Origin of the sequence: Streptomyces sp. NBC_00483 (genome assembly GCF_036013745.1) — a bacterium.
GTDB lineage: Bacteria > Actinomycetota > Actinomycetes > Streptomycetales > Streptomycetaceae > Streptomyces.
In genome coordinates this window covers 4,751,304-4,776,103 of record NZ_CP107880.1, presented here as the reverse complement: position 1 = coordinate 4,776,103, position 24,800 = coordinate 4,751,304, and the positions used below count along the sequence as shown (strand labels likewise).

Annotated in this window: 24 protein-coding genes; 15 read left to right on the top strand and 9 right to left on the bottom strand. The window is 70.7% G+C overall.

What is annotated here, in order from left to right:
* Window positions 1-16 precede the first annotated feature (16 nt).
* Entirely contained in the window at window positions 17-1,240 is a 1,224-nt protein-coding gene (locus tag OHA73_RS21230) for a cytochrome P450 (protein ID WP_327655831.1), read from the top strand.
* An 8-nt stretch (window positions 1,241-1,248) separates the two neighbouring features.
* On the opposite strand, the gene OHA73_RS21225 is transcribed toward OHA73_RS21230, so the two are convergent.
* Together OHA73_RS21225 and OHA73_RS21220 are read right to left on the bottom strand one after the other, a co-directional pair.
* The gene (locus tag OHA73_RS21225; RefSeq protein WP_327655830.1) at window positions 1,249-2,859 is read right to left on the bottom strand and encodes an ABC transporter permease; all 1,611 of its coding nucleotides are present in this window, start codon (window positions 2,857-2,859) and stop codon (window positions 1,249-1,251) included.
* Window positions 2,856-3,791 carry an ABC transporter ATP-binding protein gene (locus OHA73_RS21220; protein ID WP_327655829.1) on the bottom strand — a complete coding sequence of 312 codons (936 nt, stop codon included), beginning with the start codon at window positions 3,789-3,791 and terminating at the stop codon, window positions 2,856-2,858. The genes OHA73_RS21225 and OHA73_RS21220 overlap by 4 nt, the downstream gene beginning before the upstream one ends.
* A gap of 92 nt (window positions 3,792-3,883) precedes the next feature.
* Here OHA73_RS21220 and OHA73_RS21215 point away from each other — a divergent pair, with 92 nt between their 5' ends.
* The gene (locus OHA73_RS21215) at window positions 3,884-4,390 is read left to right on the top strand and encodes a GbsR/MarR family transcriptional regulator (RefSeq protein WP_267069987.1); all 507 of its coding nucleotides are present in this window, start codon (window positions 3,884-3,886) and stop codon (window positions 4,388-4,390) included.
* Window positions 4,391-4,475: 85 nt separating this feature from the next.
* Here OHA73_RS21215 and OHA73_RS21210 read toward each other — a convergent pair whose 3' ends face one another.
* Window positions 4,476-5,246, bottom strand: a complete 771-nt coding sequence (locus OHA73_RS21210; protein WP_267072862.1) for a diacylglycerol kinase — start codon at window positions 5,244-5,246, stop codon at window positions 4,476-4,478.
* 262 nt (window positions 5,247-5,508) lie between these two features.
* On the opposite strand from OHA73_RS21210, the gene OHA73_RS21205 reads away from it, so the two are divergent.
* Window positions 5,509-6,792: an adenylosuccinate synthase gene (locus tag OHA73_RS21205; RefSeq protein ID WP_266711597.1), complete on the top strand. Its 1,284-nt coding sequence runs from the start codon at window positions 5,509-5,511 to the stop codon at window positions 6,790-6,792.
* A gap of 100 nt (window positions 6,793-6,892) precedes the next feature.
* Here the strand turns inward: OHA73_RS21205 and OHA73_RS21200 are convergent, their stop codons facing one another.
* Window positions 6,893-8,674 (bottom strand): protein kinase domain-containing protein, encoded by a 1,782-nt coding sequence (locus tag OHA73_RS21200; RefSeq protein WP_327658496.1) that lies wholly within the window; start codon window positions 8,672-8,674, stop codon window positions 6,893-6,895.
* Window positions 8,675-8,891: 217 nt separating this feature from the next.
* Here OHA73_RS21200 and OHA73_RS21195 point away from each other — a divergent pair, with 217 nt between their 5' ends.
* The gene (locus OHA73_RS21195) at window positions 8,892-9,578 is read left to right on the top strand and encodes a DUF4956 domain-containing protein (protein WP_327655828.1); all 687 of its coding nucleotides are present in this window, start codon (window positions 8,892-8,894) and stop codon (window positions 9,576-9,578) included.
* The gene (locus OHA73_RS21190; RefSeq protein WP_327655827.1) at window positions 9,575-10,375 is read left to right on the top strand and encodes a polyphosphate polymerase domain-containing protein; all 801 of its coding nucleotides are present in this window, start codon (window positions 9,575-9,577) and stop codon (window positions 10,373-10,375) included. The genes OHA73_RS21195 and OHA73_RS21190 overlap by 4 nt, the downstream gene beginning before the upstream one ends.
* Window positions 10,376-10,496: 121 nt before the next feature.
* On the opposite strand, the gene OHA73_RS21185 is transcribed toward OHA73_RS21190, so the two are convergent.
* The 3 genes from OHA73_RS21185 to OHA73_RS21175 all read right to left on the bottom strand — a co-directional run bounded on the left by OHA73_RS21185 (window position 10,497) and on the right by OHA73_RS21175 (window position 13,086).
* Window positions 10,497-11,789 carry a sensor histidine kinase gene (locus tag OHA73_RS21185; RefSeq protein ID WP_327655826.1) on the bottom strand — a complete coding sequence of 431 codons (1,293 nt, stop codon included), beginning with the start codon at window positions 11,787-11,789 and terminating at the stop codon, window positions 10,497-10,499.
* Window positions 11,789-12,487 (bottom strand): response regulator transcription factor, encoded by a 699-nt coding sequence (locus OHA73_RS21180; protein WP_267069991.1) that lies wholly within the window; start codon window positions 12,485-12,487, stop codon window positions 11,789-11,791. Before OHA73_RS21180 ends, OHA73_RS21185 begins: the two co-directional genes overlap by 1 nt.
* 89 nt (window positions 12,488-12,576) lie before the next feature.
* Window positions 12,577-13,086 carry a hypothetical protein gene (locus OHA73_RS21175; RefSeq protein ID WP_327655825.1) on the bottom strand — a complete coding sequence of 170 codons (510 nt, stop codon included), beginning with the start codon at window positions 13,084-13,086 and terminating at the stop codon, window positions 12,577-12,579.
* A 189-nt stretch (window positions 13,087-13,275) separates the two neighbouring features.
* Here OHA73_RS21175 and OHA73_RS21170 point away from each other — a divergent pair, with 189 nt between their 5' ends.
* The 3 genes from OHA73_RS21170 (at window position 13,276) to OHA73_RS21160 (ending at window position 16,225) form a co-directional block, all read left to right on the top strand.
* Window positions 13,276-14,631, top strand: a complete 1,356-nt coding sequence (locus tag OHA73_RS21170) for an aspartate aminotransferase family protein (protein ID WP_327655824.1) — start codon at window positions 13,276-13,278, stop codon at window positions 14,629-14,631.
* 134 nt (window positions 14,632-14,765) lie between these two features.
* Window positions 14,766-15,449, top strand: coding sequence for a GntR family transcriptional regulator (locus tag OHA73_RS21165; RefSeq protein ID WP_266711584.1), 684 nt, complete (start codon window positions 14,766-14,768; stop codon window positions 15,447-15,449).
* A 125-nt stretch (window positions 15,450-15,574) separates the two neighbouring features.
* Window positions 15,575-16,225: a hypothetical protein gene (locus OHA73_RS21160; protein WP_327655823.1), complete on the top strand. Its 651-nt coding sequence runs from the start codon at window positions 15,575-15,577 to the stop codon at window positions 16,223-16,225.
* A gap of 73 nt (window positions 16,226-16,298) precedes the next feature.
* Here the strand turns inward: OHA73_RS21160 and OHA73_RS21155 are convergent, their stop codons facing one another.
* A complete protein-coding gene (locus OHA73_RS21155; RefSeq protein WP_327655822.1) occupies window positions 16,299-17,063 on the bottom strand; it encodes an SLATT domain-containing protein in 765 nt (254 codons plus the stop codon).
* Window positions 17,064-17,411: 348 nt separating this feature from the next.
* On the opposite strand from OHA73_RS21155, the gene OHA73_RS21150 reads away from it, so the two are divergent.
* The 7 genes from OHA73_RS21150 to OHA73_RS21120 all read left to right on the top strand — a co-directional run bounded on the left by OHA73_RS21150 (window position 17,412) and on the right by OHA73_RS21120 (window position 23,863).
* A complete protein-coding gene (locus tag OHA73_RS21150) occupies window positions 17,412-17,756 on the top strand; it encodes a YbaB/EbfC family nucleoid-associated protein (protein WP_266711578.1) in 345 nt (114 codons plus the stop codon).
* A 71-nt stretch (window positions 17,757-17,827) separates the two neighbouring features.
* Window positions 17,828-18,427 (top strand): recombination mediator RecR, encoded by a 600-nt coding sequence (recR, locus tag OHA73_RS21145; RefSeq protein ID WP_266711576.1) that lies wholly within the window; start codon window positions 17,828-17,830, stop codon window positions 18,425-18,427.
* Window positions 18,420-19,157 carry a DUF5063 domain-containing protein gene (locus OHA73_RS21140; RefSeq protein ID WP_327655821.1) on the top strand — a complete coding sequence of 246 codons (738 nt, stop codon included), beginning with the start codon at window positions 18,420-18,422 and terminating at the stop codon, window positions 19,155-19,157. The genes recR and OHA73_RS21140 overlap by 8 nt, the downstream gene beginning before the upstream one ends.
* A 275-nt stretch (window positions 19,158-19,432) precedes the next feature.
* Window positions 19,433-20,719 carry an aspartate kinase gene (locus OHA73_RS21135; RefSeq protein WP_266711572.1) on the top strand — a complete coding sequence of 429 codons (1,287 nt, stop codon included), beginning with the start codon at window positions 19,433-19,435 and terminating at the stop codon, window positions 20,717-20,719.
* The gene (locus OHA73_RS21130) at window positions 20,719-21,789 is read left to right on the top strand and encodes an aspartate-semialdehyde dehydrogenase (RefSeq protein ID WP_266711570.1); all 1,071 of its coding nucleotides are present in this window, start codon (window positions 20,719-20,721) and stop codon (window positions 21,787-21,789) included. Before OHA73_RS21135 ends, OHA73_RS21130 begins: the two co-directional genes overlap by 1 nt.
* A 305-nt stretch (window positions 21,790-22,094) precedes the next feature.
* Window positions 22,095-22,778 (top strand): SigE family RNA polymerase sigma factor, encoded by a 684-nt coding sequence (locus OHA73_RS21125; protein ID WP_371590805.1) that lies wholly within the window; start codon window positions 22,095-22,097, stop codon window positions 22,776-22,778.
* A complete protein-coding gene (locus OHA73_RS21120) occupies window positions 22,775-23,863 on the top strand; it encodes a hypothetical protein (RefSeq protein WP_266711568.1) in 1,089 nt (362 codons plus the stop codon). Before OHA73_RS21125 ends, OHA73_RS21120 begins: the two co-directional genes overlap by 4 nt.
* Window positions 23,864-23,959: 96 nt before the next feature.
* Here the strand turns inward: OHA73_RS21120 and OHA73_RS21115 are convergent, their stop codons facing one another.
* Complete coding sequence (locus tag OHA73_RS21115) at window positions 23,960-24,760, bottom strand: SURF1 family protein (protein ID WP_267069997.1); 801 nt, start codon at window positions 24,758-24,760, stop codon at window positions 23,960-23,962.
* Window positions 24,761-24,800 lie beyond the last annotated feature (40 nt).

Genomic DNA, 24,800 nt, shown 5'->3' with positions numbered 1-24,800 from the left:
GGGCTAACGTCCGCGCATGAACGCCGCTGCCTTCGACCCCTGGTCCCCGGCCTTCGTCGCCGACCCGTACCCGGCCTACGCGGCCCTGCGCGAGGCCGGCCGGGTGCACTGGTTCGAGCCCTCGAACCAGTACCTGATCCCGCACCACGCCGACGTCTCGGCGCTCCTGCGCGACCGCCGCCTGGGCCGCACCTACCAACACCGCTACGCCCACGAGGACTTCGGCCGCACGGCACCGCCACCCGAGCACGAGCCGTTCCACACCCTCAACGACCACGGCATGCTCGACCTGGAGCCCCCGGACCACACGCGCATCCGCCGCCTGGTGTCGAAGGCGTTCACGCCGCGCACGGTGCAGCAACTCCAGCCCTACGTAGAGAAGTTGGCGGGCGAGCTGGTCGCGGGGCTCGTCGCGGACGGCGGCGGCGATCTGCTCACGGCCGTCGCCGAACCGCTCCCGGTGGCCGTCATCGCCGAGATGCTCGGCATCCCCGAGTCGGACCGGGCGCCGCTGCGGCCCTGGTCGGCGGCGATCTGCGGGATGTACGAGCTGAGCCCCTCGCAGGAGACGGCGCGGGCGGCGGTCACCGCGTCGCTCGAATTCACCGAGTACCTACGGGAGTTGATCGCGGCCCGCCGCGCATGCCCCACCGACGATCTCATCTCGGGTCTCATCGCCGCCCACGACGACGAGGACGGCACCCGCCCGGCCCGCCTCACCGAGCAGGAGATGATCTCCACCTGCGTCCTGCTCCTCAACGCGGGACACGAGGCCACGGTCAACGCGACCGTGAACGGCTGGTGGGCCCTGTTCCGCCACCCCGAACAGCTGGCGGCCCTGCGCGCGGACCACTCCCTGATCCCCACCGCGGTCGAGGAGCTGATGCGCTACGACACCCCGCTCCAGCTCTTCGAACGCTGGGTGCTCGACGAGATCGAGGTCGCGGGCACCACGATCCCGGCAGGATCGGAGGTGGCCCTCCTCTTCGGCTCGGCCAACCACGACCCGGCGGTCTTCACCGACCCGGACCGCCTGGACCTGACCCGCCCCGACAACCCGCACATCTCCTTCTCGGCCGGCATCCACTACTGCATCGGCGCCCCGCTCGCCCGCATCGAACTCGCCGCGTCCATGCGGGCGTTGCTCACGCAGGCGCCGACGCTGCGGCTCGCATCGGAGCCGCAGCGCAAGCCGAACTTCGTCATCCGGGGTCTTGAGGGGCTTGCCGTGGAGCTGTGACGGCACCGTCAGTTGGACATGTCCCGCCGCCGCAGTCCGACCAGGCCCACGCCCACGAACACCGCCGCGAGCAGCACCTCCACGAGCACCGGGCCCCACGTCATGTCCCCACCCGGCAGCTTCGGCAGGTGGCCGAACGGGGAGATGTCCATGACCGCCTGCGGCAGCTTCAGGGCCGGGCCGATCCAGCCGATGAGGAGCGCCGCCCCCGCCGCCGCCCACGCGGCGACGGCCGCCCGCGGCCACACCCCGTACAGCAGCACGGCCACCCCGCCGAGCGTCCAGATCGCGGCGAGCTGGACCAGGCAGGCGCCGATGACCGCGCCGAACTCGTGGCCGTAGCCGATCGCGAGGCCGACACCGCCGAGGAGCATGATGAGCGCGGCTCCCGCGAAGGCGATCACCAGGTGGCCGCCGGCCCAGGCGATCCGGCCCACCGCGTTCGCGAGGATCGGTTCGGCGCGCTGCGAGGTCTCCTCGCCGTTCAGCCGGAGCACCGCCTGCACGATGTAGAGCGCGGCGACCATCCCGAGCATGCCGACCATCGTGGCGAGGAAGGCGTTGGTGATGCCGGACTGGCCGCCCATCCGCTCGATGATCTCCATGGTGTTCTCGCTGTCGCCGACCAGGTCGGCCGCCCCCTCGGTCATCCCGCCGAAGACGACACCGGCCGCGAGGAACCCGATCGACCAGCCGATCACGCTGCCCCGTTGCAGCCGCCAGGCCAGCGAACCCGCCGTGCCGAGGCGCCCGTTCGCAGGACCCGGCCGGGTCGGCAGGAAGCTCATGCCGATGTCGCGCCGCCCGGCAAGACCGTAGCCCACCGCGCCCTGGATCAGGACGGCCGCGAGGAACAGCCCGAGCACCCACCATCGTTCGTCGGCGAAGGCGCGGACGTTCTCGACCCAGCCGATCGGCGAGATCCAGGTCAGCGGGGACGAGCCGTCGTTCGTGCCGGAGTCGCCGGCCGCGCGCAGCACGAAGGCCACACCGAGCAGCGCCGAGGTGGCGCCGCGCGCGAGTCGCGCGCTCTCCGTGAACTGGGCGACGATCGCCGTCATCGTCGCGAACACCATCCCGCAGCCGCCGACGGCGAGTCCGAGGGCGAGGGCCCCCGAGCCGCCCTGGGAAGCGAGCCCGCCGGCGATGAGCAGCGCGAGCACCCCGTTGGCCACGAGGGCCGTGAGCAGCGCGGCGGTCAGCGGCGCGCGCCGCCCCACCATCGCCGACGACACCAGCTCCTGCCGCCCGCTCTCCTCCTCGTCACGGGTGTGCCGCACGACGATGAGCAGGCTCATAATCGCGGCGAAGACGGCGGCGAACGTGCCCACGCGCCACGCCGTCAGCGCGCCGAGCGAATCCCCGAACACCGGCCCGTACATCGCGCGCATCGAGCTGTTGGTGTTCATGGACGCCGCGATGTCGGCCCGCTCGGCGGCCGTCGGCCACACCGACTCCAGCGAGTTCGGCATCGACACGACCATCACCGCGGTGATGGCGATCCATACGGGCATCATCACGCGGTCGCGCCGCAGCGCGAGCCTGAGCAGCGTCCCGGTGCCCGCGAGGTGCCGCGCGCCGCCGGTGCGCGGCGTGTACGCGGAGGTCAGGGTGGTCATCGCGACACCGCTTCCTTCTCGTTGTCGCTCCGCACGGCCGCCACGTCGTCCTGGTAGTGCCGCATGAACAGCTCTTCCAGGGTGGGCGGCGTGCTGGTCAGCGAGCGCACACCGGACTCGGCGAGCGAGCGCAGGACGGCGTCCAGCTTGTCGGTGTCGACCTGCAACTTCACTCGCTTGCCCTGGACGTTGAGATCGTGCACACCGGGAAGGTCGCCCAACCCGCCCGGTTCGCCCGCGAGTTCGGCGGTGACGCTGGTCCGCGTCAGATGCCGCAGCTCAGCGAGCGAACCGCTTTCCACGGTCACGCCCTTGCGGATGATGCTGACCCGGTCGCACAGCTCCTCGACCTCGCTGAGGATGTGCGAGGACAGCAGCACCGTCCGCCCGTGCTCGCGCGCGGCCTCCTCGACGTAGGACTGGAAGACGTCCTCCATCAGCGGGTCGAGGCCGGAGGTGGGCTCGTCGAGGATGAGCACGTCGATGTCGACCGCGGCGAACGCGGCGACCAGGGCCACCTTCTGCCGGTTGCCCTTGGAGTACGTGCGGCCCTTCTTGGTCGGGTCGAGTTCGAAGCGCTCGATGAGCTCGGCCTTGCGCTTCTTGTCGAGCCCGCCGCGAAGCCGCCCGTAGAGGTCGATGACCTCGCCACCGCTGAGGTTGCGCCACAGCGTCACATCACCGGGTACGTACGCGACCTTGCGGTGCAGCTCCACGGCGTCGGCCCAGGGGTCGCGGCCGAGCAGCTGGACGGCGCCGGAGTCGGCGCGCAGCAGACCGAGCAGGACGCGGATGGTGGTGGACTTCCCCGCTCCGTTCGGCCCGAGGAAACCGTGCACTTCTCCGGCCTCGACATCAAGGTCGAGACCGTCGAGCGCGTGGGTCCTGCCGAACGACTTGTGCAGTCCGGAGACCGTGATTGCCTTCGTCATGCTTTTGAAGCTACGCGCACTTCACAAACTTGTGAAGTTAAGGAAGCGTATAAACTGACGTCGCAGACCGGGCAAGGGGAGAGGATCGGGACATGAGCGCGCAGGGCATGGACGAGACGCAGGCACGGGCGGCCGACGAGGCCCGCTCCCGGTTCGTCGAGCGCTTCGCCGCCGAGCTCGTCGAGGCCGGCATGACCCGGATGCCCGCCCGCGTCTTCGCGGCCCTCCTCGCCTCCGACTCAGGCGCCCTCACCTCCGCCGAACTGGGCGGACAGCTCCAGGTCAGCCCGGCCGCGGTGTCCGGGGCGGTGCGCTACCTGACCCAGCAGCACATGGTCACGCGCGAGCGCGAGCCGGGAACGCGGCGCGACCTGTTCCGGGTCCACAGCAACCAGTGGTACGAGGCGCTGACCAACCGCGACAGCGTCCTGAACCGCTGGCGGGGCACGCTCAAGGAGGGCGTGGACAGCCTCGGCGAGGACACCCCCGCGGGCCGCCGCATCTACGAGACGCTGGCGTTCTTCGACTTCGTGCAGAGCGAGATGACCGAGGTGATGGGCCGCTGGCGCGAACACCGGAAGACGCTGGATCTGGACTAAGCCGGGCAAATCCAGCCCCGCCGGCGTTTGAGGCGCGGGGTCCGGGGCAGAGCCCCGAGTCCGCAACCCCGGCGCCGGTCAACGGTCAGGGCAGCGCCAACCCCCACGCCCGAGCCCGCACGGACCACGTCCTCCTCCGCACCGGCCCCCCGATCGTCACCTGATCCGCCCGGTACCGGAAATCCGTCCCGGTCACCGTGACCGTACGGGCCCGCACACACACCGGCCCCGCCCCATCCCTCCGCACCTCCACCCGCGCGAGCCCGTCCCCGGCGGAGGGCGACACCGAAACCCCCCGCACCGGCTGGTCGAGGTCGACGAGCGTCGCCCCGTCCACCTCGATCCGCAACCGCGCGGCCGGCGCCTCGTCCCCCTCGGCACCGAGCGGCGAGCGCGCCGCGAGGTTCCGGACGAGCGAGCCGCACGTCCGCCACCAGTGGCGGCCGTCCTGCGGCCCCGAGTCCGAGGGATCCGCGATCGGCGGGATGCTCAGGCCCCCGAGCACCACCCCGTCGCTGTCGTCCACCAGCAGATCGAGCCGCCGCGGCGCCCCGTCGAGCGCCGAGCGCGCCGCTTCCACCGTCCCCGCGGGCACGCCCAGGGAGTGCGCGAGCGACACCGACGTCCCCACCGGCACCATCGAGAACACCGCTCCGGCCAGCTCCCGTTCCCGGTGCAGCAGCGACACCGCACGCAGCAGCGCCCGGTCGTCGCCGACCACGACGGGCCGTCTCACACCCCTCTTGGCCAGCACTTTCGCAAAATCAGCGGGGCCCTCCGGCAGGCACACCTTCGCCGTCGAACCCGCACACAACACGTCCTTGGCGATGCGCACGGACTCCCCGTCGGCACGCATCGCGACCGGATCGACGATCACCAGAAGCTGCCGTGACAGCCTCCCGCTCGCGTCGTCCGCACGGTCAGATGGATGGTCCAAAGCCGCCACCTCGGCCTTGCCTCGCTTCCTCGGGTAGCATCTTTGTGCAAGAGCCCCTTGCGCTATTGCGCCAGGGGCTTCGTCTATTCCGGGGCACCCCAAGGCTCACAAAGGCATGCCGCACAGCCGCGGCCACAGCCCCTGACCTTGGACATGCCCCGCCCGGAAGGGGTGTACGCCTGTGCCCGCACTTGTGCTGCTCGGTGCTCAGTGGGGTGACGAAGGCAAGGGAAAGGCCACCGACCTGCTCGGTGGATCCGTGGACTATGTAGTGCGCTACCAGGGCGGCAACAACGCCGGCCACACGGTTGTCGTAGGCGACCAGAAGTACGCGCTGCATCTCCTCCCTTCCGGAATCCTCTCGCCGGAGTGCACGCCGGTCATTGGAAACGGTGTCGTCGTCGACCCGTCGGTCCTGCTCTCCGAGCTGAGCGGTCTGAACGAGCGCGGCGTCGACACGTCGAAGCTCCTGCTCAGCGGTAACGCGCACATCATCACGCCCTACAACGTGACGGTGGACAAGGTGACGGAACGCTTCCTCGGGAAGCGGAAGATCGGCACCACCGGCCGCGGTATCGGCCCGACGTACGCGGACAAGATCAACCGCGTCGGCATCCGCGTCCAGGACCTCTACGACGAGTCGATCCTCACCCAGAAGGTCGAGGCGGCCCTCGAGGTCAAGAACCAGCTCCTCACGAAGCTCTACAACCGCCGCGCCATCGAGGCGCAGCAGGTGGTGGAGGAGCTCCTCGGCTACGCGGACAAGATCAAGGGCTACGTCGCCGACACCACCCTGGTGATCAACGACGCGCTCGACGAGGACAAGGTCGTGCTGTTCGAGGGCGGCCAGGGCACGCTCCTGGACATCGACCACGGCACGTACCCCTTCGTCACCTCCTCGAACCCGACCGCGGGCGGCGCCTGCACGGGTGCGGGCGTGGGCCCGACGAAGATCAGCCGCGTCATCGGCATCCTCAAGGCCTACACGACGCGTGTCGGCGCCGGCCCGTTCCCGACCGAGCTCTTCGACCAGGACGGCGAGGACCTGCGCCGCATCGGTGGCGAGCGCGGTGTCACCACCGGCCGTGACCGTCGCTGCGGCTGGTTCGACGCGGTGATCGCCCGTTACGCGACGCGCGTCAACGGCCTCACCGACTTCTTCCTGACGAAGCTCGACGTGCTCACCGGCTGGGAGCAGATCCCGGTCTGCGTCGCGTACGAGATCGACGGCAAGCGCGTCGAGGAGCTCCCGTACTCCCAGACCGACTTCCACCACGCGAAGCCGGTCTACGAGTACCTGCCGGGCTGGTCGGAGGACATCACGAAGGCCAAGACCTTCGCCGACCTCCCCAAGAACGCGCAGGCGTACGTGAAGGCGCTGGAGGAGATGTCCGGCGCCCCGATCTCGGCGATCGGCGTCGGCCCCGGCCGCGACGAGACGATCCAGGTCAACTCGTTCCTGTAAGCCCTCACCGGCTTTCGCGCCCCGGTCCGCTTCGGCGGGCCGGGGCGTTCGCGTTCCGCCCCCGCCCTCCGGGCGACGACGGGAGTTTGAAGACAGGCCCTCAGCCCGTCCTGTCGTACGTCAGCGGTGCCTCGCCCCCCGACATGGCGCGGCTCAGCCCGCCGGTCGTGGTGAGGGTGATCGTGCTCGGTTCGCCCGGGTCGCAGGCGCCGCTCGGCTGCGCGATCGTCGGGTCGGTGGGGCCGATCCGGACCGTGGAGGACGTCGCCGACTCCAACTGGCCCTGGAACACGCAGTGGTAGGGGGAGCCGTCCTTCTGGTAGCCGTCCGCCGTGAGGGAGAAGACCGTGTCGCCGGACGCGCCCTGCTGGAGCGTGATGCTGCGCGAGTGGTGGCCGTTGGCGTTGTCGATCGTGCCCTCCCACGTGCCGAGGAACCCGGTCGGTATGTCACCCGCGGCGGACTGCGGGGACTCCTCCGGGGGCGAGGACGCCTCCTGACTCGGGGAGTCCGGGGAGTCCGGGGCGGACGCGGCAGGGGAGACCGGGGCGGAGGTCGCGGACGTGGGGGAGACCTTGGCGTCCGCCCGGCCCGCCTGCTTGTCCTGGCCGTTCATCAAGGCGTACACCGACCCGCCCGCCCCGAGCGCCACGATCAGCGCGACCACGATGAGCGCCGGAGTGGAGCGGTTCCGGCGCGGGGGCACGGGCGGCGGCGGGCCGTAGGCCGGAGTCTGGCCCCAACCTCCGGGTGGCTGGCCGTAGGCGGGCGGCTGCGGGAGCGGCTGGGGCTGGGAGGGGTGCGGGTAGCCGTACTGCGGCGCGGGTGCGGGCGGCGGCGGGGCTTCGTGGGAGACCACGGTCGGCAGGTGGTTCAGCGAGCCCGCGCCGGGCGGGCCGGGAGCGCCGGGCGGTGGCGGCGCCGGAGCAGAGGCCGTCGGAGTGTCGGGTGGCGGCGCCGGCGAGGGAGTCCGGGACGTGCGCTCCGGGTCCTCCGTGTCGAGCAACTTCACGGCGTGCCGCCCGAGTTGGGCCACTAGAGCGCCCGGCAGCCACGGATCGCGGGTGCGACCCTCGTCGCCCAACGTGTCGTCGGCGCCGGTCAGTTCGAGTATCTCGTCGAGCGTGGGGCGGTCGCCGGGCTGCTTGTGCAGACATTCGCGTACGAGATCCCGCAGCCCCTCCGGCAGCCCGTCCAGCTCCGGCGGCTCCTGCGCGATACGGAACATCAGGGCGTGCACCCCGCTGGTGGACGTACGGAACGGCAACTGCCCCGACGCCGCGTACGCGAGGACGGACCCCAGACAGAACACGTCGCACGCAGGGGTGATCCGGTCGCCGCGCAGCTGCTCGGGCGCCATGAAACCGGGCGAGCCGACGAGCGCCCCGGTGCGGGTGAGCCCGCCGTCGGTCACCGACTCCAGGGCGCGCGCTATGCCGAAGTCGATGACGCGTGGACCGTCGATGGTGATCAGCACGTTCGACGGCTTGAGGTCGCGGTGGACGATGCCCGCCGCGTGGATGTCCTTGAGCGCGTGCGCGAGGCCGCCCGCGAGGATGCGCACCGAGCGCTCGGGCAGCGCGCCGTAGTCGTGCGAGACGACCTGCTGGAGGCTGGGCCCCGCCACGTACCCGGTCGCCACCCAGGGAATCTCCGCGTCCGTGTCCGCGTCGAGCACCGGAGCCGTCCACGCGCCGCCGACCCGCCGCGCGGCCGCCACTTCCTGCCGGAACCGGTTCCTGAACTCCTCCTGCTCGGCGAGCTCTTCACGTACGACCTTCACGGCGACCGTGCGACCGCGCGCCGAGCGCGCCAGATACACCTCGCCCATGCCGCCCGCGCCGAGCCGGCCGAGCAGTCGATACGCGCCGATCCTCTGCATACCCTCCATGTCGCGCCACCCTCCCCCGGTATGTGTGCAACGAACTGAGAATAATGCGGACATACGACAGAGAGGGCCCTCGCGGCTTCAACGGTTCCGTTCGTCGACGTACGTTGACGCGGGTACGTGACGCCGATGTGTGACGCGGGTACGTCCGCGCGGATCGTTAACCGTCACCAAGCGCGGCGTTAACCTGGCCGTTCGTAGCGTCTGGGGCATGGACAACATCCCACCTGTGGCGGAGCTCGGCGCCCATCTCGGCCTCGACTTGTTCGCCGTGACGCTGCTGACCTTCGGCATCTTCTACCCGCGGCACCGCAGGCGCGAGCTCGTGCCCGCGTATCTCGCGCTGAACGTCGCCCTGTTCGCGGTCGTCGCCGCGCTCGGCGAGGTCGGCAAGGGTGGCGGTCTCGCCCTGGGGTTCGGCCTGTTCGGGGTGTTGTCGATCGTGCGGCTGCGCTCGGACGCGCTGCGGCACCAGGAAGTGGCGTACTACTTCGTCACGTTGGTCCTCGGGCTGCTGTGCGGACTGCGCGCACTCGGCCTCGGAGTGACCGCCGCGCTCGCCGCGCTGCTGCTCGTGGTCGTCTACATAGCCGACCATCCGCGCCTCTACGCCCGTGACCGCCGGGCCGTCGTCACCCTCGACGCCGTGTACGTCGACGAGGACGCGCTGCGGTCCGAACTGGCGAGGCGGTTGGGGCAGCCGCATGGTTGGACCGTGCGGGAGATCGACTACGTACGCGACTTGATGGTCGTGGAAGTCAGATTCCGCCAGCCGGATGCGCGGGAACGATCGGAGGAGCCCATACGTACCTCTCGTACCCCCAGGGGTGCTCATGAGCGTCATGAGCCTCGCAGTACGACGAAGACCGCAGCCGCCTATCACCAGGAGACCGTGTGATCCCCGCCGTACGCGCCATCGGGCGCGCCGCACTCGCCGCCAAGCCGCTGTCGCTGGACGAACTGAACAACAGGGCCGAGCTGTTGGCCCGCTACGACAACAGCTATCTGGTGCCGGTTGAGGTCTTCGAGGACTTCGCGGCGCTGCTGACCGACCCGCGGCGCCCCGAGGGCCCCTTCCGCTCGCTCTCCGTGAACGGCCGGCGCTGGTTCTCGTACAGATCGACCTACTACGACACCGCCGACCTGCGCACCTATCACGACCACCGGCAGGGTCGCCGGCTCCGCTACAAGATCCGGGAGCGCACCTACCAGGACACGGGGGAGCGGCAGTTCGAGATCAAGCTCAAGAACGGGCGGGGCGAGACCGTCAAGCACCGTCGCCGGCTTGAGGGCGAGGAGCGTCCGCTCGATGCCGCGCAGCAGGGCTTTCTCGCCGGTGTGCTCGGCGGGGCGTACGGGATCGAGGCGCCGGAGGGCCTGGCTCCCTCGCTGGTCACGGACTACCAGCGCGCCACGTTCGTCGCCGACGGGCAGCGGATCACGTGTGACGCCGGGCTCGTGGTCCGGGATCTCTCCGACGGTCGCACGGTCCGGGCGGACGGTGGGCTTGTCCTCGTGGAGACGAAGACGCGGGGGTCGCTGACCGAGGCGGACCGGATGCTGCACCGATTCGGGGTGCGGGCGGCCGAGTTCACGAAGTACTGCGGCGGATTCGCTGCGCTGCGCCCGGAGTTGGGCGTGAACCGGTGGACGCGGGCTGTGCGGGAGGCGTTCCCGCGGCCTTCGACCGTGTGAGCAATCCAGCCCCTCCGGCGTTTGAGGAGCGGGGTCTGGGGCGGAGCCCCAGGGCGGAGGACGGTGCCGGTGGCGGTCGCACGGGGGCGCGGACTCGGGGCTCTGCCCCGGACCCCGCGCCTCAATCGCCGGCGGGGCTAGATGTGCCCCACCGCAACGTGACCGTCGCCCCCGGCCCCCCGTTTCCGAAGGAGACCGTCCCCCCGGTCTCCTCGGCCGTGCGGCGGACGATGGAGAGGCCGAGGCCCGTGGAGCCGCCACCGGAGGACCCCCGCTCCTCGGACTCCGGCGGTATGCCGGGCCCGTCGTCCGCGACCACCAGCTCCACGGCGGAGCCCTCCGCCCGGACGGAGACCCGGAAGCCGACCCCCTGCGGGGTGTGATCGAGCACGTTGCCGATCAACGCGTCGAGCGCCGCGACGAGTTCGTCCTCCGGCACGGGAGCCGGAACCGGCGTGTCCGGCACGGAGACGCCCAGCTCCCGCCCCTGGTCCGTGGCGAGCGGCTCCCAGAACGCCGCCCGGTCACGGGCGACCGCCGCGAGGTCCACCCCCGCCACCCCGCGGAGCGGCTTGCGGGCCTTGCGGATGACCTCGTCCACGCCCATTTCGAGCGACGCGACCCCCGCCGCGATCCGCTCGGCCTCCTCCGCGTCCCGCAGCCCCTCCGCGTCCAGGCGCAGCGCCGCGACGGGAGTGCGCAGCCGGTGCGCGAGGTCGGCCGCGTTCTCCCGCTCGGCGGTGAGCAGCTCGTCGATGCGGGCGGCGAGATGGTTCAGCTCGGCGGCCACGGAGCGCAGCTCCGGCGGCCCCTGAGGCTCGGCGCGCGCGGTCAGATCGCCGCCGGCGAGCCGGTCCGCCGTCCCGGCCAGCGCACGCGTCGCCCCGACGAGCCGCGCCCCGAGACGGTCCGCGAGCAGCAGCCCGATGAGTACGAGCCCGAGCCCGATACCGGCCAGCGTCAGCCACGACGAGAGCACCCCGTCGTACAGCTCCCGGTTGGTCAGGCTGACCTGGACGACGGCCGTGCCGCCCTCCGCGCCCTGCACCGGCACCAGGACCTGCCGCCCGCCGCCCGGCGGCTCGTACGTGAACGCGCGCCCCGCCCTCGCGAGGCGTACGGCGTCGGTGACGGCGGTCGGGGCGCCGATCACCCTGCCGTCGGCGAAGATAAGGGAAGTGTCGGGCTGGGAGGGCGAGTTGACGCTCTCCACCGCCTGTTCCGCGCCCGCCCGCTCGTTCGCGCTGTGCAGCGTGGGGCCCATCGCGGCGGCCACCCACTGGGCGCGGGCCGTCGCCTCCGCGGTCGTCCGGTCCGCGGCGTGGCTGCGGGTGAGCAGGGTCAGCGGGACGAGCAGCGCCGTCAGGACGAGGGCGGTGGTGGCGGCGGTGAGCAGCAGCAGGGTGCGGCGCATTACGAGGCGTCCCCGGCCTCGGGGGCCATCAGCTTCACACCCACCGTGCGTACGGTGTGCAGATAGCGCGGCGACTGGGCCGACTCGCCCAACTTCCTGCGCAGCCACGACAGATGGACGTCCACCGTCTTGTCGGCGCCGCCCAGCGGCTGCTGCCACACCTCGGCGAGCAGTTCGCGGCGCGAGACGACCTGGCTGGGGCGGTGGGCGAGATAGGCGAGGAGGTCGAACTCGCGGGGGGTCAGGTCGAGCGGCTGCCCGTCGAGCGTGATCTCTCGGGAGGCGGGAGTGATCACCAGTCCGCCGACCGTGAGCGGCTCGTCGATGTCACCGGGCAGCCCGAGGCGGCGCAGCACCGCCTTGATCCGGGCGTCCAACTGGGCCGCGCCGAACGGCTTCACGATGTAGTCGTCGGCCCCGTCCCCGAGCACCGCGACCATCTCGCCCTCCTCGTCGCGGGCCGTCGCCACGATCACCGGTACGTCGCTCACCGCGCGCAGCATCCGCAGTATTTGCGCGCCGTCGACATCGGGCAGGCCCAGGTCGAGCACGACCAGATCGGGCCGGTCGGTGACGGCGGCGTCGAGGCCGGCCATGCCGGTGGCCGCGGTGGCGACGGCGTGGCCCCGGTCGCGTAGGGCGCGGACCAGGGCGTTCCGCAGGGCGGGATCATCTTCGACGACGAGGAGATGGGGCATTTGATCACCGTAAGTGGGTGCGTCGGAGCGCCCCCGACCGGGTCCTTTTGGTGTCGGTCGTCGTCCCGGTGTCGGTCGTCGTCCCGGCGTCAGTCGTCGTCGTCATCGTCGTGGTCGGGGACCAGTACGGCCTTGGGCGTGCCGGAGCCCGCCGCACACCGGATCTCGTAGTGCCGGTCGGGGCCGTCATCGTCGTCGGAGGGCTCCGCCTCGAGCCGGGCCACGCGGCCAGGTCCGCGTACGACGTCGTCGTCATCGATCTCGTAGCCGTCCGAGGGGCTCCACGACACCAGGTAGACGCTGCCGTCCGCCCCGCACTCGACCGTCGCGGAGCCGCCCGTGAAGCGGAGTGTGCGGCGCTGGTCGGCGGGGGCCGGGGCGTCGGAGGAGGTGTCGGCGCGGGGTGTCGACGCCTGCGCCGACGCCAGGGCGCGGTGCACCGCCGCGTCGTCGAGGGGATGTCCGTGGGTGCCGGTCCCGGCGTTCGCGTCGGTGCCCGCAAGCTGCCAGGCGCCGAGGGCGCCCGCGGCCGTTCCCACGGCGACCCAGGCCGCGGTCACGGCTACGTTGCGCCAGCGGTGCGCGATCGGCTGTCTCATGCGGACCAGCCTGCCCGACGGTTTCCTAACGCCACGCTAAAAGCAGCTCAGGAGGGGTCCTGGAGCGGGCTTCACAGGGGGCGTCGTGGTGCGGTTCCGGTGCGGGGCGACAGGTTGTCGGGTTCGACGGCGTCCCACAGACAGGACGCCGATGGTGTGCCGGTGCATCGCGCATTTACCCTCGGCCCCATGACCCCTCAGCCGAATCCCCAGGTCGGCGCCGCCGTGAAGGCCGCGGACCGCAAGCACGTCTTCCACTCCTGGTCGGCACAGGAGCTGATCGACCCGCTGGCCGTCGCCGGCGCCGAAGGCTCCTACTTCTGGGACTACGACGGAAACCGCTACCTCGACTTCACCTCCGGCCTCGTCTACACGAACATCGGGTACCAGCACCCGAAGGTCGTCGCGGCGATCCAGGAGCAGGCGGGGAAGATGACGACCTTCGCCCCGGCCTTCGCCATCGAGTCGCGCTCCGAGGCCGCACGCCTCATCGCCGAGCGCACTCCCGGTGACCTCGACAAGATCTTCTTCACGAACGCCGGCGCCGACGCGGTCGAGCACGCCCTTCGCATGGCCCGTCTGCACACGGGCCGCCCGAAGGTCCTGTCCGCGTACCGCTCGTACCACGGCGGCACCCAGCAGGCCATCAACGCGACCGGCGACCCGCGCCGTTGGGCCAGCGACACCGGCACCGCCGGGGTCGTCCGCTTCTGGGCCCCCTTCCTCTACCGCTCGCGCTTCTACGCGGAGACGGAGGAGCAGGAGTGCGCCCGCGCCCTGGAGCACCTGGAATCCACGATCCAGTTCGAGGGCCCGGGGACCATCGCGGCGATCATCCTGGAGACGGTGCCGGGCACGGCGGGCATCATGCTCCCGCCGAAGGGCTACCTCGCCGGCGTCCGCGAAATCTGCGACCGCTACGGCATCGTCTTCATCCTCGACGAGGTCATGGCGGGCTTCGGGCGTACGGGCAAGTGGTTCGCGGCCGACCTGTACGACGTGACGCCGGACCTCCTGACCTTCGCGAAGGGCGTGAACTCGGGTTACGTCCCGCTGGGCGGCGTAGCGATCTCGGGGGCCATCGCCGAAACGTTCGCGAAGCGCCCGTACCCGGGTGGCCTGACGTACTCGGGTCACCCGCTGGCCTGCGCGGCGGCCGTCGCCACGATCAACGTGATGGAGGAGGAGGGCATCGTCGAGCACGCCGCGAAGCTCGGCTCCGAGATCATCGAGCCGGCCCTCCGCGACCTGGCCGAGCGGCACCCGTCCGTGGGCGAGGTGCGCGGCGTCGGCATGTTCTGGGCCCTGGAGCTCGTACGTGACCGCTCCACGCGCGAGCCCCTCGTCCCGTACAACGCGGCCGGTGAGGCGAACGCCCCGATGGCGGCGTTCGGCGCCGCCGCCAAGGCGAACGGCCTGTGGCCCTTCATCAACATGAACCGCACACACGTCGTCCCGGCCCTCAACATCACGGAATCGGAGGCCAAGGAGGGCCTCTCGGCGCTGGACGCGGCGCTGACGGTGGCGGACGAACACGTGGCGTAGTTCGCGGGTGGCGGGGGCGGGTGGTGGCCGAGTGCCTCGGCCACCACCCGCCCCCGCCCCGGAATCCGCAGGCGTAACCTAACCAGCCACACCACACCGCACGACCACGCCAGCCGAACCGGGGGACCCGACCCGTGCCCGTATCTGACGGCCCCGCCGTCACCCGCTCCACCCTGCGCCAGCAGATCGCGGACGCGCTGCGCGACGAGATCCTGGCGGGACGCCTCAGCCCCGGCCAGGAGTTCACCGTCAAGGAGATCGCCGAGGGGTACGGGGTGTCGGCCACCCCCGTCCGCGAGGCCCTCGTCGACCTGAGCGCCCAGGGCCTCCTGGACTCCGCGCAGCACCGCGGCTTCCGTGTCCACGAGTACTCGTTCGCGGACTACCGGGCGATGATCGAGGCCCGCAGCCTCGTCGCGGACGGAATCTTCCGCGGCCTCGCCGCGGACCCGTCCCGCGCCCCGCAGACCGCCGCCGACCTCGCCGGGGTCCGCCGCCGCGGCGAGGAGGCGTCCCGTGCGGCGGGAGCGGGTGACCTGAACGTGCTCATCGGCTACGACCTGCGTTTCTGGCGCGAGCTCTCCGCCCTCTTCGGCAACCCGTACCTCTCCGACTTCTTCCACCGCCTGCGCGTCCAGTCCTGGATGTGCGCGGTCCCGCACCTGCGCGCCGCGGGCGACCTCAGGGGCCGGCTGTGGTCGGGCCACTGCGAACTGGTCGACGCGCTCGTGGACCGCGACTCCGACGCCGCGCACGCGCTCATCGCCTCGTACAACGACGACTCGCTTTCCTTGATCGAGGCTCTGACAGGCAACTGAGCGGGTAGAGCGGGGACAACGGGTAGGCGCAAGACAGGTCAACCCTGCCGCGCATCGCACTACCCTGGTTTTGACGCCGATACCGTCCATCGCGCCGGAGCGATCCGGAGCACTGAGGAGCCCCCTTGGCCTGTGACCTGTGGCTCGTCCCCCTGGTCGACGTGCTGTGCCACAGCCCCGAGAATCCGTTCGCCGACGAACTCGCGCTCTACGACAAAGCGTTGAACGAGGCAGGACTGCCACCGGTTCCGGTCCACGCGTACATGCCGGGCCTGTCCGGGGACGTGGCCCCGATCGCGGGCTTCGACTACGACGCGCTGCACTTCCTGCGCCGGGCGTACCTCTTGCAGATCTGTGGCCTCGCCGTGACGCCGGTCGACGAACTGGGCGGTGACTACGAGCAGTTGCTGGAGATGTTCGAGTCGACGGCCCAGAGTTCCCATCTGGTCTGGCATTACGACCATGCGGGGGCGTACGTGCCCGTGGACTTTCCCGAGCCGTTGTCCAACGACGAACTCCTGGCGGGGGGCGGGCCGTTGGGGTCGTGCCATGCGCTGCTGCGGGAGTTGGAGTTCGTGGCGCCGGCGATTGGGATCGATCCGGGGAATCCGCCGCGGCCGCCGGCTCCGCCGGTTGCGCCGACGTCGTTGGAGGAGCCGGCTGCGGCGGTGCCGTTGGACGACAGTCCGTTCGCCCGGGAGCGGCACGTCTGGCTGGGGCTTCACCAGGCGGCTACGCGGAGTCTGGCGCAGAGCTCCATGCTCATCTTCAGCTGACCGGAACTGTTGCGGCCGACCGCTCTCACGCCACGGGGCTCCGCGCCTCAATCGCCGGCGGGGCTGGAAAGAGCTACCGCGGCTCCGGTGGGCGCTGGCGCGGCATGTTGGGGCGGGTGCCCGGCGGCAGCGGGAAGCGGTTGGTCGGCTGGTCGGCCGGGCGGGCGGCCGGGACGGAGGCCTGCATGGTCAAGGGCGCGGGGCCGGACTTGAACTCCACCATCCAGTCCGCCGTCTCGGCCCGCACCAGCTCCGTCACGTCGTCCGAGAACCGCCGCAGCACCCCGAGGCACCGCTCGGCCGCCTCGCTGGCGGTGCCCTCGGTCGGCCCGAGCACCTCTCGTACGTTCTCCGAGGCCCAGTCGAACTGAAGCACCTGCAACCGCCGCTGCACGGCCTGCGCCGTGGCCACATCCCGTATCCAGCCGGACGTCAGACCGAAATACCGGTCGCACGCGACGCACGCCACCGCGAGCAGCAGCGACAGATACCCCCAGGGGGCCGCGCCGGTGAGCACGCCCGTCAGGTCGAGCAGCGGCAGCACCCCGCCGCAGACCGCACCCAGCACCGTGCCCGTACGCAGCGCCCGCGCGGCCCTCCGCTTCCACACCCGGTCCGAGAGGTACCAGTCCGCCGTGCGCAGGGCGCCCTGCTCGACCCAGCGGTACAGCTCGTCGAGCCGCTCGGCGGGTTCGCTCCAGTCGCCGAGCGGGAGCGCCCGGCCGGTGAGGTCGCCCTGCCGGGGAACCCTCTTGCCGCCGCCGCCCCGGTCGCCGTCCTCGCCCGAGCCCGCCCCCTCCTGGGGCGCACCTTCGGGCTGCATCTCCGGCTGACTCACCCGGAACTCCCTCGACAGATCACGGCTGGGGCGAGGCCCCGCACTCGTCGTCAGGGCCTGATGTGCAGCATCTTCCTACCGCCCAACGGGTGGCCGAACCCCAGTTTTCACCGGATCTCCGCCCGGAAGTGGTCCCGCATCAGGTATGGAAAGCAACCCATCTCACTCGAAAGAGTGCAGAGCGGAAATGGGGTCGCGCATGCCCCGTGAGGCTTCAGGTCACCGGGGCGGGCGGCCCCCCGACCACGTAGGCTCGGATCCAGGGGCATCGGCGGACATCCGTCGCGGAAATACGCCCCGCCTCGACGACGTGGACGGACCGGAAGCGGACCGGAACAGGAGCTGATCGTGATCCCCGGTGGTGGCCAGCCCAATATGCAGCAGCTGCTCGAGCAGGCCCAGAAGATGCAGCAGGACCTCGCGAAGGCTCAGGAAGAGCTGGCGCAGACCGAGGTCGACGGCCAGGCGGGCGGCGGTCTCGTCAAGGCGACGGTGACCGGCGGCGGTGAACTGCGGGGCCTCGTGATCGACCCGAAGGCGGTCGACCCGGAGGACACCGAGACCCTCGCCGACCTGGTGGTCGCGGCGGTGGCCGCGGCCAACGAGAACGCGCAGAACCTCCAGCAGCAGAAGCTCGGCCCGCTCGCCCAGGGACTCGGCGGCGGCAGCGGCATTCCGGGTCTCCCCTTCTGACCCCGCCGCCAACTACCGTACGTACCAAGACGCAGCATCCGCAGACGACGACCTGAAGGCGAAGGCAATCCGTGTACGAAGGCGTGGTCCAGGACCTCATCGACGAGTTGGGCAGGCTGCCCGGCGTCGGTCCCAAGAGCGCGCAGCGGATCGCCTTCCACATCCTGCAGGCCGAGCCCACCGACGTACGGCGGCTCGCGCAGGCCCTGATGGAGGTCAAGGCGAAGGTCCGCTTCTGTGCGACGTGTGGCAACGTCGCGCAGGAGGAGCTGTGCAACATCTGCCGCGACCCGCGGCGGGACGGTTCCGTGATCTGTGTCGTGGAGGAGCCCAAGGACGTCGTCGCGATCGAGCGCACCCGTGAGTTCCGCGGGCGGTACCACGTGCTCGGCGGCGCGATCAGCCCGATCGAGGGCGTCGGACCCGACGATCTGCGGATAAGGGAACTTCTCGCCCGCCTCGCGGACGGCACGGTCACCGAGCTCATCCTCGCCACCGACCCGAACCTCGAGGGCGAGGCCACAGCGACGTACCTCGCCCGCATGATCAAGCCCATGGGCCTCAAGGTCACCCGCCTGGCCAGCGGCCTCCCCGTCGGGGGCGACCTGGAGTACGCGGACGAGGTGACCCTCGGCCGCGCCTTCGAGGGGAGAAGACTCCTAGATGTCTAAGACGCCAACGCCACAGAAGTCGCCGACGCCGCAGAAGTCGTCGACGGCACAGCAGCCGTCGACGCCCGACGCGGTCGCGCTGCACTCCACCACCCAGGACCCCGACGACTTCGCCGTCCAGATCTCGGACCAGGTCGAGTCGTTCATCGTGGCCGTGACCGAGATCGCGAAGGGCGACGAGCCGGACTCGGCCGTGCCCTTCCTGCTGCTCGAGGTCTCCCAACTGCTGCTCGCCGGCGGCCGGTTGGGCGCGCACGAGGACATCCTCCCGGACGAGCGCTACGAGCCGGACCTGGGCGCCGAGCCGGACATGGACGACCTGCGCGAGCGGCTCGCCTTGATGCTCGACCCGGTCGACGTGTACTCCGAGGTCTTCGACCCGTACGAGCCGCGCAAGGCGCCGGTCGCCGCGCGGATCTCGGACGACCTGGCGGACGTCGTCTCCGATCTGCGGCACGGGATGGCGCATTATCGCGCGGGCCGGATCACCGAGGCGCTGTGGTGGTGGCAGTTCTCGTACTTCTCCAACTGGGGGTCGACCGCCTCCGCGACGCTGCGCGCCCTGCAGTCCCTCGTCGCCCACGTGCGCCTGAACCAGCCACTCGAAGACCTCGACGGCCTCGACACCGACGAGGAGCTCTCGTCGGCGGAGAGCACGCTGGAGGAAGAGGCGGGCCAGGTCATGGCAGAGGAGATCGCCGGCCCCCTGGGCCTCCGCCCGGTGAAGTAGCCCCGACAGGGGCGCGGGGAACTGCGCAACGTCCACCACGGCTCCCGCGTCAAGAGTGTGACCCGCCCCACTTACCCGGTTGCCCCGGCAGGGTCTGGGCATGCGATTGTCCGAGCGGCCGGATGTCGGCAAACGGAAACCTGGGTGATCAGGTCGTGGGCGGGACATCTCACGATGTGATATAGCCGGGGCGGATTTCGGCCGCTCGTTAAACTGAGCCGACCGCAGTGCGCATACGTACATGCGGTGACAGACGGACTGAGCGAGGAGCGCACGTGGGCCTTGTCGTGCAGAAGTACGGAGGCTCCTCCGTAGCAGATGCCGAGGGCATCAAGCGGGTCGCCAAGAGGATCGTCGACGCCAAGAAGAACGGCAACAAGGTTGTCGTTGTGGTGTCCGCGATGGGTGACACGACGGATGAGTTGATCGATCTCGCCGGGCAGGTATCTCCGATCCCTGCCGGGCGCGAATTCGACATGCTGCTGACCGCCGGAGAGCGGATCTCCATGGCCTTGCTGGCGATGGCGATCAAAAACCTGGGCCACGAGGCCCAGTCGTTCACGGGCAGTCAGGCCGGTGTCATCACCGACTCGGTCCACAACAAAGCACGGATCATCGACGTCACTCCGGGGCGCATCCGGACCTCGATCGACGAGGGCAACATCGCCATCGTCGCCGGGTTCCAGGGCGTCAGCCAGGAGGGCAAGAACATCACGACCCTGGGTCGTGGTGGATCCGACACCACCGCTGTCGCCCTCGCCGCCGCGCTCGACGCCGAGGTCTGCGAGATCTACACGGACGTCGACGGCGTGTTCACGGCCGACCCGCGCGTTGTGAAGAAGGCGCGGAAGATCGACTGGATCTCCTTCGAGGACATGCTGGAGCTCGCCAGCTCCGGGTCGAAGGTGCTGCTCCACCGCTGCGTGGAGTACGCCCGTCGGTACAACATCCCGATCCACGTCCGCTCCAGCTTCAGTGGGCTGAAGGGCACGTGGGTCAGCAACGAGCCGATCGAGAAGAACCAGCAAGGGGAAAAGGGCGTGGAGCAGGCCATCATCTCCGGTGTCGCGCACGACACCTCCGAGGCGAAGATCACCGTCGTCGGAGTTCCGGACAAGCCGGGCGAGGCCGCGAAGCTCTTCCGGGCCGTCGCGGACGCCCAGATCAACCTCGACATGATCGTGCAGAACGTGTCGGCCGCGTCCACGGGCCTGACCGACATCTCCTTCACGCTCCCCAAGACCGAGGGCCGCAAGGCCATCGACGCCCTGGAGAAGCAGAAGGACGCGGTCGGCTTCGACTCGCTGCGTTACGACGACCAGATCGCCAAGATCTCCCTCGTCGGCGCCGGCATGAAGACGAACCCGGGCGTCACGGCGGGCTTCTTCGAGGCGCTCACCGACGCGGGCGTGAACATCGAGCTGATCTCGACCTCCGAGATCCGCATCTCTGTCGTCACGCGTGCCGACGATGTGAACGAGGCCGTGCGCGCCGTGCACTCCGCCTTCGGACTCGACTCGGACTCCGACGAGGCCGTGGTCTACGGAGGCACCGGCCGCTGATGGCCGAGGCACCCGTGCGGCGTCCGACGCTCGCGGTCGTGGGAGCGACCGGGAGCGTCGGCGCCGTTCTGCTGCAGATCCTTTCGCAGCACGCGGACATCTGGGGCGAGATCCGACTCGTGGCCTCCGCGCGCTCGGCGGGGCGCAAGCTCACCGTGCGCGGCGAGGAGGTCGAGGTCGTCGCCCTGGAGGAGTCCGTCTTCGACGGGGTCGACGTCGCGATGTTCGACGTACCCGTCGAGGTGTCCGCGCAGTGGGCGCCCATCGCCGCCGCCAAGGGCGTTGTGGTGGTGGACAATTCGCCCGCATTCCGGATGGACCCGGATGTGCCGCTCGTCGTGCCCGAGGTGAATCCGCACGCCGCGCGCGTGCGGCCGCGCGGCATCATCGCCAACCCCAACTGCACGACGCTGTCGATGATCGTGGCGATCGGGGCGCTGCACGCCGAGTTCGGACTGCGCGAGCTGGTCGCGTCCAGTTATCAGGCGGTGAGCGGCGCGGGCCACGCCGGCATCGAGACGCTGCGGGCGCAGCTCTCCCTCGTGGCCGGTTCGGAGCTCGGCACCGCCCCCGGCGATCTGCGGCGGGCCGTCGGCGACCGGACGGGGCCCTTCCTCGAGCCCGTCGCGCTCAATGTCGTGCCCTGGTCGGGCACGCTGTGCGAGGACGGCTGGTCCTCGGAGGAGATGAAGGTGCGGGACGAGTCCCGCAAGATCCTCGGCCTGCCGGGCCTGAAGGTCGCCGTCACCTGCGTACAGGTGCCCGTCGTCACCACGCACTCCCTCACCGTCCACGCCCGCTTCGAGAACGAGGTCACCGTGGACCGGGCGCGCGAGATCATCGCGACCGCGCCGGGCGTCGTGCTCTTCGACAATCCGGCCGCCGGTGAATTCCCCACGCCGGCCGACGTGGTGGGCACCGATCCGACGTGGGTGGGCCGCGTGCGGCGTTCGCTCGACGATCCGGCCGGGCTCGAACTCTTCGTCTGCGGGGACAATTTGCGCAAAGGCGCAGCTTTGAACACCGCGCAGATCGCCGAGCTGGTGGCGGCGGAGCTCTCCGCCATGTGAGCTGCGGCTCTTTCGGTGCCCGCGATGCGGGAAGCCCCTTCCCAAGCGTGGATCCGCTCATAAGATTCTGTGTGAGTTTTGTGTAAGCGGGTTTTCCTCCCCGTCCTGCAACCACGCGCAGGGCGGGGAGCGTCTTTGCGGTCGCCCGGTGGGGAGCCGATCTGCATCGGATATACGGGGCATAGGGGAAGAGTGGTGCGCATGTCGGCATTCGAGGCGGCGTCATCGGTGGGGATGACGAGGCCTGTCGCAAATGGGGCGCCTGACGCGTACAACCATGACGGGGGGAAGCTTGTCCAACAGGCGTGGCAGAAGTACTGGACTTCACAGCGGTACGGGCGACGGGCGCAGCAGCCCTTCGTCCGACTCTCGCACCCCTTGGAACCCGTCGCGTGCGCGCGGCCGGTGGCATGCCGGTGATCGCGCCCATGCCAGCGGCGGGACCGGCGCGCATTCCGGCACAGGCACAGGGTGCTGACGAGTCGATGACGGAAGCCGGTACCTCCGTCGACCATCTCACCGAGACCTATCGCGCCCATTACCGCTCCCTGTTGGGGCTCGCGGCGCTGCTTCTCGACGACACCGCCTCCTGCGAGGACGTCGTGCAGGAGGCCTTCATCCGCGTGCACTCCGCGCGCAAACGCGTGCGCGATCCACAGAAGACGCTCGCGTATCTGCGCCAGACCGTCGTGAACCTCTCGCGGTCCACGCTGCGCCGCCGCATCCTCGGTCTGAAGCTGCTCACCAAGCCGATGCCGGACATGGCGAGCGCGGAGGAGGGTGCGTACGACCTCCTGGAGCGGGACGCCCTGAAGAAGGCGCTGCGTGGGCTGCAGCGACGCCAGCGCGAGGTCCTCGTCCTGCGATACTTCGCGGACATGACGGAGGCGCAGGTGGCCGAGTCGCTCGGGATATCGCTCGGCTCGGTCAAGGCGTACGGATCGCGAGGTATCGCGGCGCTGCGCGTCGCCATGGAGGAGCCGGCATGAACCACCATCTCGACGGCGGCCCGGGCCGGGCGGCCGACGAAGTGAGTGAGCCTGTTGACGCTCCCGAACCCGGCGGCCCCGGCCTCGGTGACGACGAGCTCGCGGTGCGGCGGATGATGCGGCAGGCCGTCGCGGATCTCGAGCCCTCGGAGCAGGCGCTCGACGAGCTGCACCGTGCCGTGCCCGTCCGGCGCGCGCGCAAGCGGCAGGCCGCCGTGGGTGCGATCGCCGTGGGTGTGTTCGCGGCGATGGCGGTGCCCGCGGTGCTGCACGTGACGAACCCCGACCCCACCGGCGAGCGGCCGGCCATCGCGGGCAACAGCAGCGATGCCACGCGCGGTGGGGCGAGCTCGGGCACGGCGTCCGGTGGCACGGGGCAGGGCGAGTCGGGCAAGCCCTCGCACGCCAAGGACAAGGGCAAGGGCGCCAAGAAGGGCAAGAAGGGCGACGAGCGCAGGGCCACGGGCGGCGCCACCGCGGGGGCCGATCCCGCCTCCACGGCGGCGGCCACCTCGCCCACCTGTGAGGCGAGTGAGCTGGGCAGGCCGCAGGCCACCGTCGGCGCGCCCGACGGGGACGGCAAGGTCTACGGCTCGTTCCGCGTCTCGAACGTCTCGGGCTCCAACTGCACGGTGGACAGCGAAGGGTCCGTGGTCACCGTCGCGCAGGGTGCGGCCGATCCGGCCAAGGTGAGCGTCGTCGACCACACGTCGGGCGACGGCTCGGGGCTGCCCGACCCGTCGACCGAGCCGAGCCAGGTGATCCTCGAACCGGGCAAGGCGTACGAGGTGCGGTTCGCGTGGGTGCCGTCCGCGTCCTGCTCCGCGACGGGGGGCAGCGGCGGGAGCAGTGGTGGCGAGGATCCGACCCCCTCGCCGACGCCGACCGGTGACGGCACCGACACCGGCGACGCCACGACCGGCTCCGACCCCCAGACGACGACGCAGCTCGGCTCGGACGGCGGCGACGAAGGCAGCGTCGCGGTCTCCCACACGTCGGAACCGGGCGGCCCGGTAGCAGCGACCACCATCTCGAACGCCTGCGAGGGCACGGTCTACCGCACGGGCCTGCTCCCCGCGTCGTAAGCGGCGGCATTTCCAGCCCCGCCGGCGTTCGAGGCGCGGGGTCCGGGGCGGAGCCCCGTGAAGTGGGGACGGTCGGCCGAAAAGGGAACCGTGCCGCTAAACCGACGCCCCGGTCTCCGCCGATGGCACCGGCTCCGCGATCCCCAGTTCCGCATCCCGAAGGGCCTCCGCCTCGCGGCGCACGAGCCGGAACCACATGAACACCACGAACCCCGCGAACACGAACCACTCACCCGTGTACCCGAGGTTCTGGAACGCCTTGAGGTCGAGACCGCTGCCCTCGGGCGCCGTGGCCGGAACCGCCGTCATCCCGGAGTCCGCCTTGTCGAGCGTGACCCACCCGTCGTAGACGTCGTACGGAACCAGGTTCACCAGCGACGCCGCGCTGATCACGCCGACCTGTCCGGAGGGCAGGCCACCCGAGGCCGTCACCCCGTTCGAGGTCGCGGACTCCGAGGCCTGAAGCGCCCCGACGACCGTGACCTTCCCCTTGGGCGCGGCCGGCGCCTTCGCGGCGGACGCCTTGCCGGGCACCCAGCCGCGCACCACCGGCAGCGCCTTCCCGGAGCCGGAGCCCTCGACCTTGAGGAGCGTCACGACGTAGAAGCCGCTGCGCTCGTCGAGGTCGCGGTTCGGCACCAGGAGCTGCTTGCCGTAGTGGCCGGTCGCGGTGGTCCGCTTCCCGGAGGTCTTCTGGTCCACGGGCAGCACGGAGGCGAGCGGCTCGGGGGCCGCCGTCTCGTTCACCTTCGTCTGCTGGGACGCGGTCTTGTGGTCCTGCACCCGGTCCTCGAAACGACTGAGCTGCCACGAGCCCATGAAGATGCACACGGGGATCGCGAGCAGGACGAAGATGTTGATCCCCCACCAGCGCGGGGTCAGGAGGAACCGGTACACACCTCCACGGTACGGGGTCCGAAATAAGGACCCGTCCACC

Excerpts from the sequence above, each read along its gene's own strand:
- OHA73_RS21230 (WP_327655831.1), top strand. The coding sequence starts at position 17 with ATGAACGCCGCTGCCTTCGACCCCTGGTCCCCGGCCTTCGTCGCCGAC.
- OHA73_RS21225 (WP_327655830.1), bottom strand. The coding sequence starts at position 2,859 with ATGACCACCCTGACCTCCGCGTACACGCCGCGCACCGGCGGCGCGCGG.
- OHA73_RS21220 (WP_327655829.1), bottom strand. The coding sequence starts at position 3,791 with ATGACGAAGGCAATCACGGTCTCCGGACTGCACAAGTCGTTCGGCAGG.
- OHA73_RS21215 (WP_267069987.1), top strand. The coding sequence starts at position 3,884 with ATGAGCGCGCAGGGCATGGACGAGACGCAGGCACGGGCGGCCGACGAG.
- OHA73_RS21210 (WP_267072862.1), bottom strand. The coding sequence starts at position 5,246 with ATGCGTGCCGACGGGGAGTCCGTGCGCATCGCCAAGGACGTGTTGTGT.
- OHA73_RS21200 (WP_327658496.1), bottom strand. The coding sequence starts at position 8,674 with ATGCAGAGGATCGGCGCGTATCGACTGCTCGGCCGGCTCGGCGCGGGC.
- OHA73_RS21195 (WP_327655828.1), top strand. The coding sequence starts at position 8,892 with ATGGACAACATCCCACCTGTGGCGGAGCTCGGCGCCCATCTCGGCCTC.
- OHA73_RS21185 (WP_327655826.1), bottom strand. The coding sequence starts at position 11,789 with ATGCGCCGCACCCTGCTGCTGCTCACCGCCGCCACCACCGCCCTCGTC.
- OHA73_RS21180 (WP_267069991.1), bottom strand. The coding sequence starts at position 12,487 with ATGCCCCATCTCCTCGTCGTCGAAGATGATCCCGCCCTGCGGAACGCC.
- OHA73_RS21175 (WP_327655825.1), bottom strand. The coding sequence starts at position 13,086 with ATGAGACAGCCGATCGCGCACCGCTGGCGCAACGTAGCCGTGACCGCG.
- OHA73_RS21170 (WP_327655824.1), top strand. The coding sequence starts at position 13,276 with ATGACCCCTCAGCCGAATCCCCAGGTCGGCGCCGCCGTGAAGGCCGCG.
- OHA73_RS21140 (WP_327655821.1), top strand. The coding sequence starts at position 18,420 with ATGTCTAAGACGCCAACGCCACAGAAGTCGCCGACGCCGCAGAAGTCG.
- OHA73_RS21130 (WP_266711570.1), top strand. The coding sequence starts at position 20,719 with ATGGCCGAGGCACCCGTGCGGCGTCCGACGCTCGCGGTCGTGGGAGCG.
- OHA73_RS21120 (WP_266711568.1), top strand. The coding sequence starts at position 22,775 with ATGAACCACCATCTCGACGGCGGCCCGGGCCGGGCGGCCGACGAAGTG.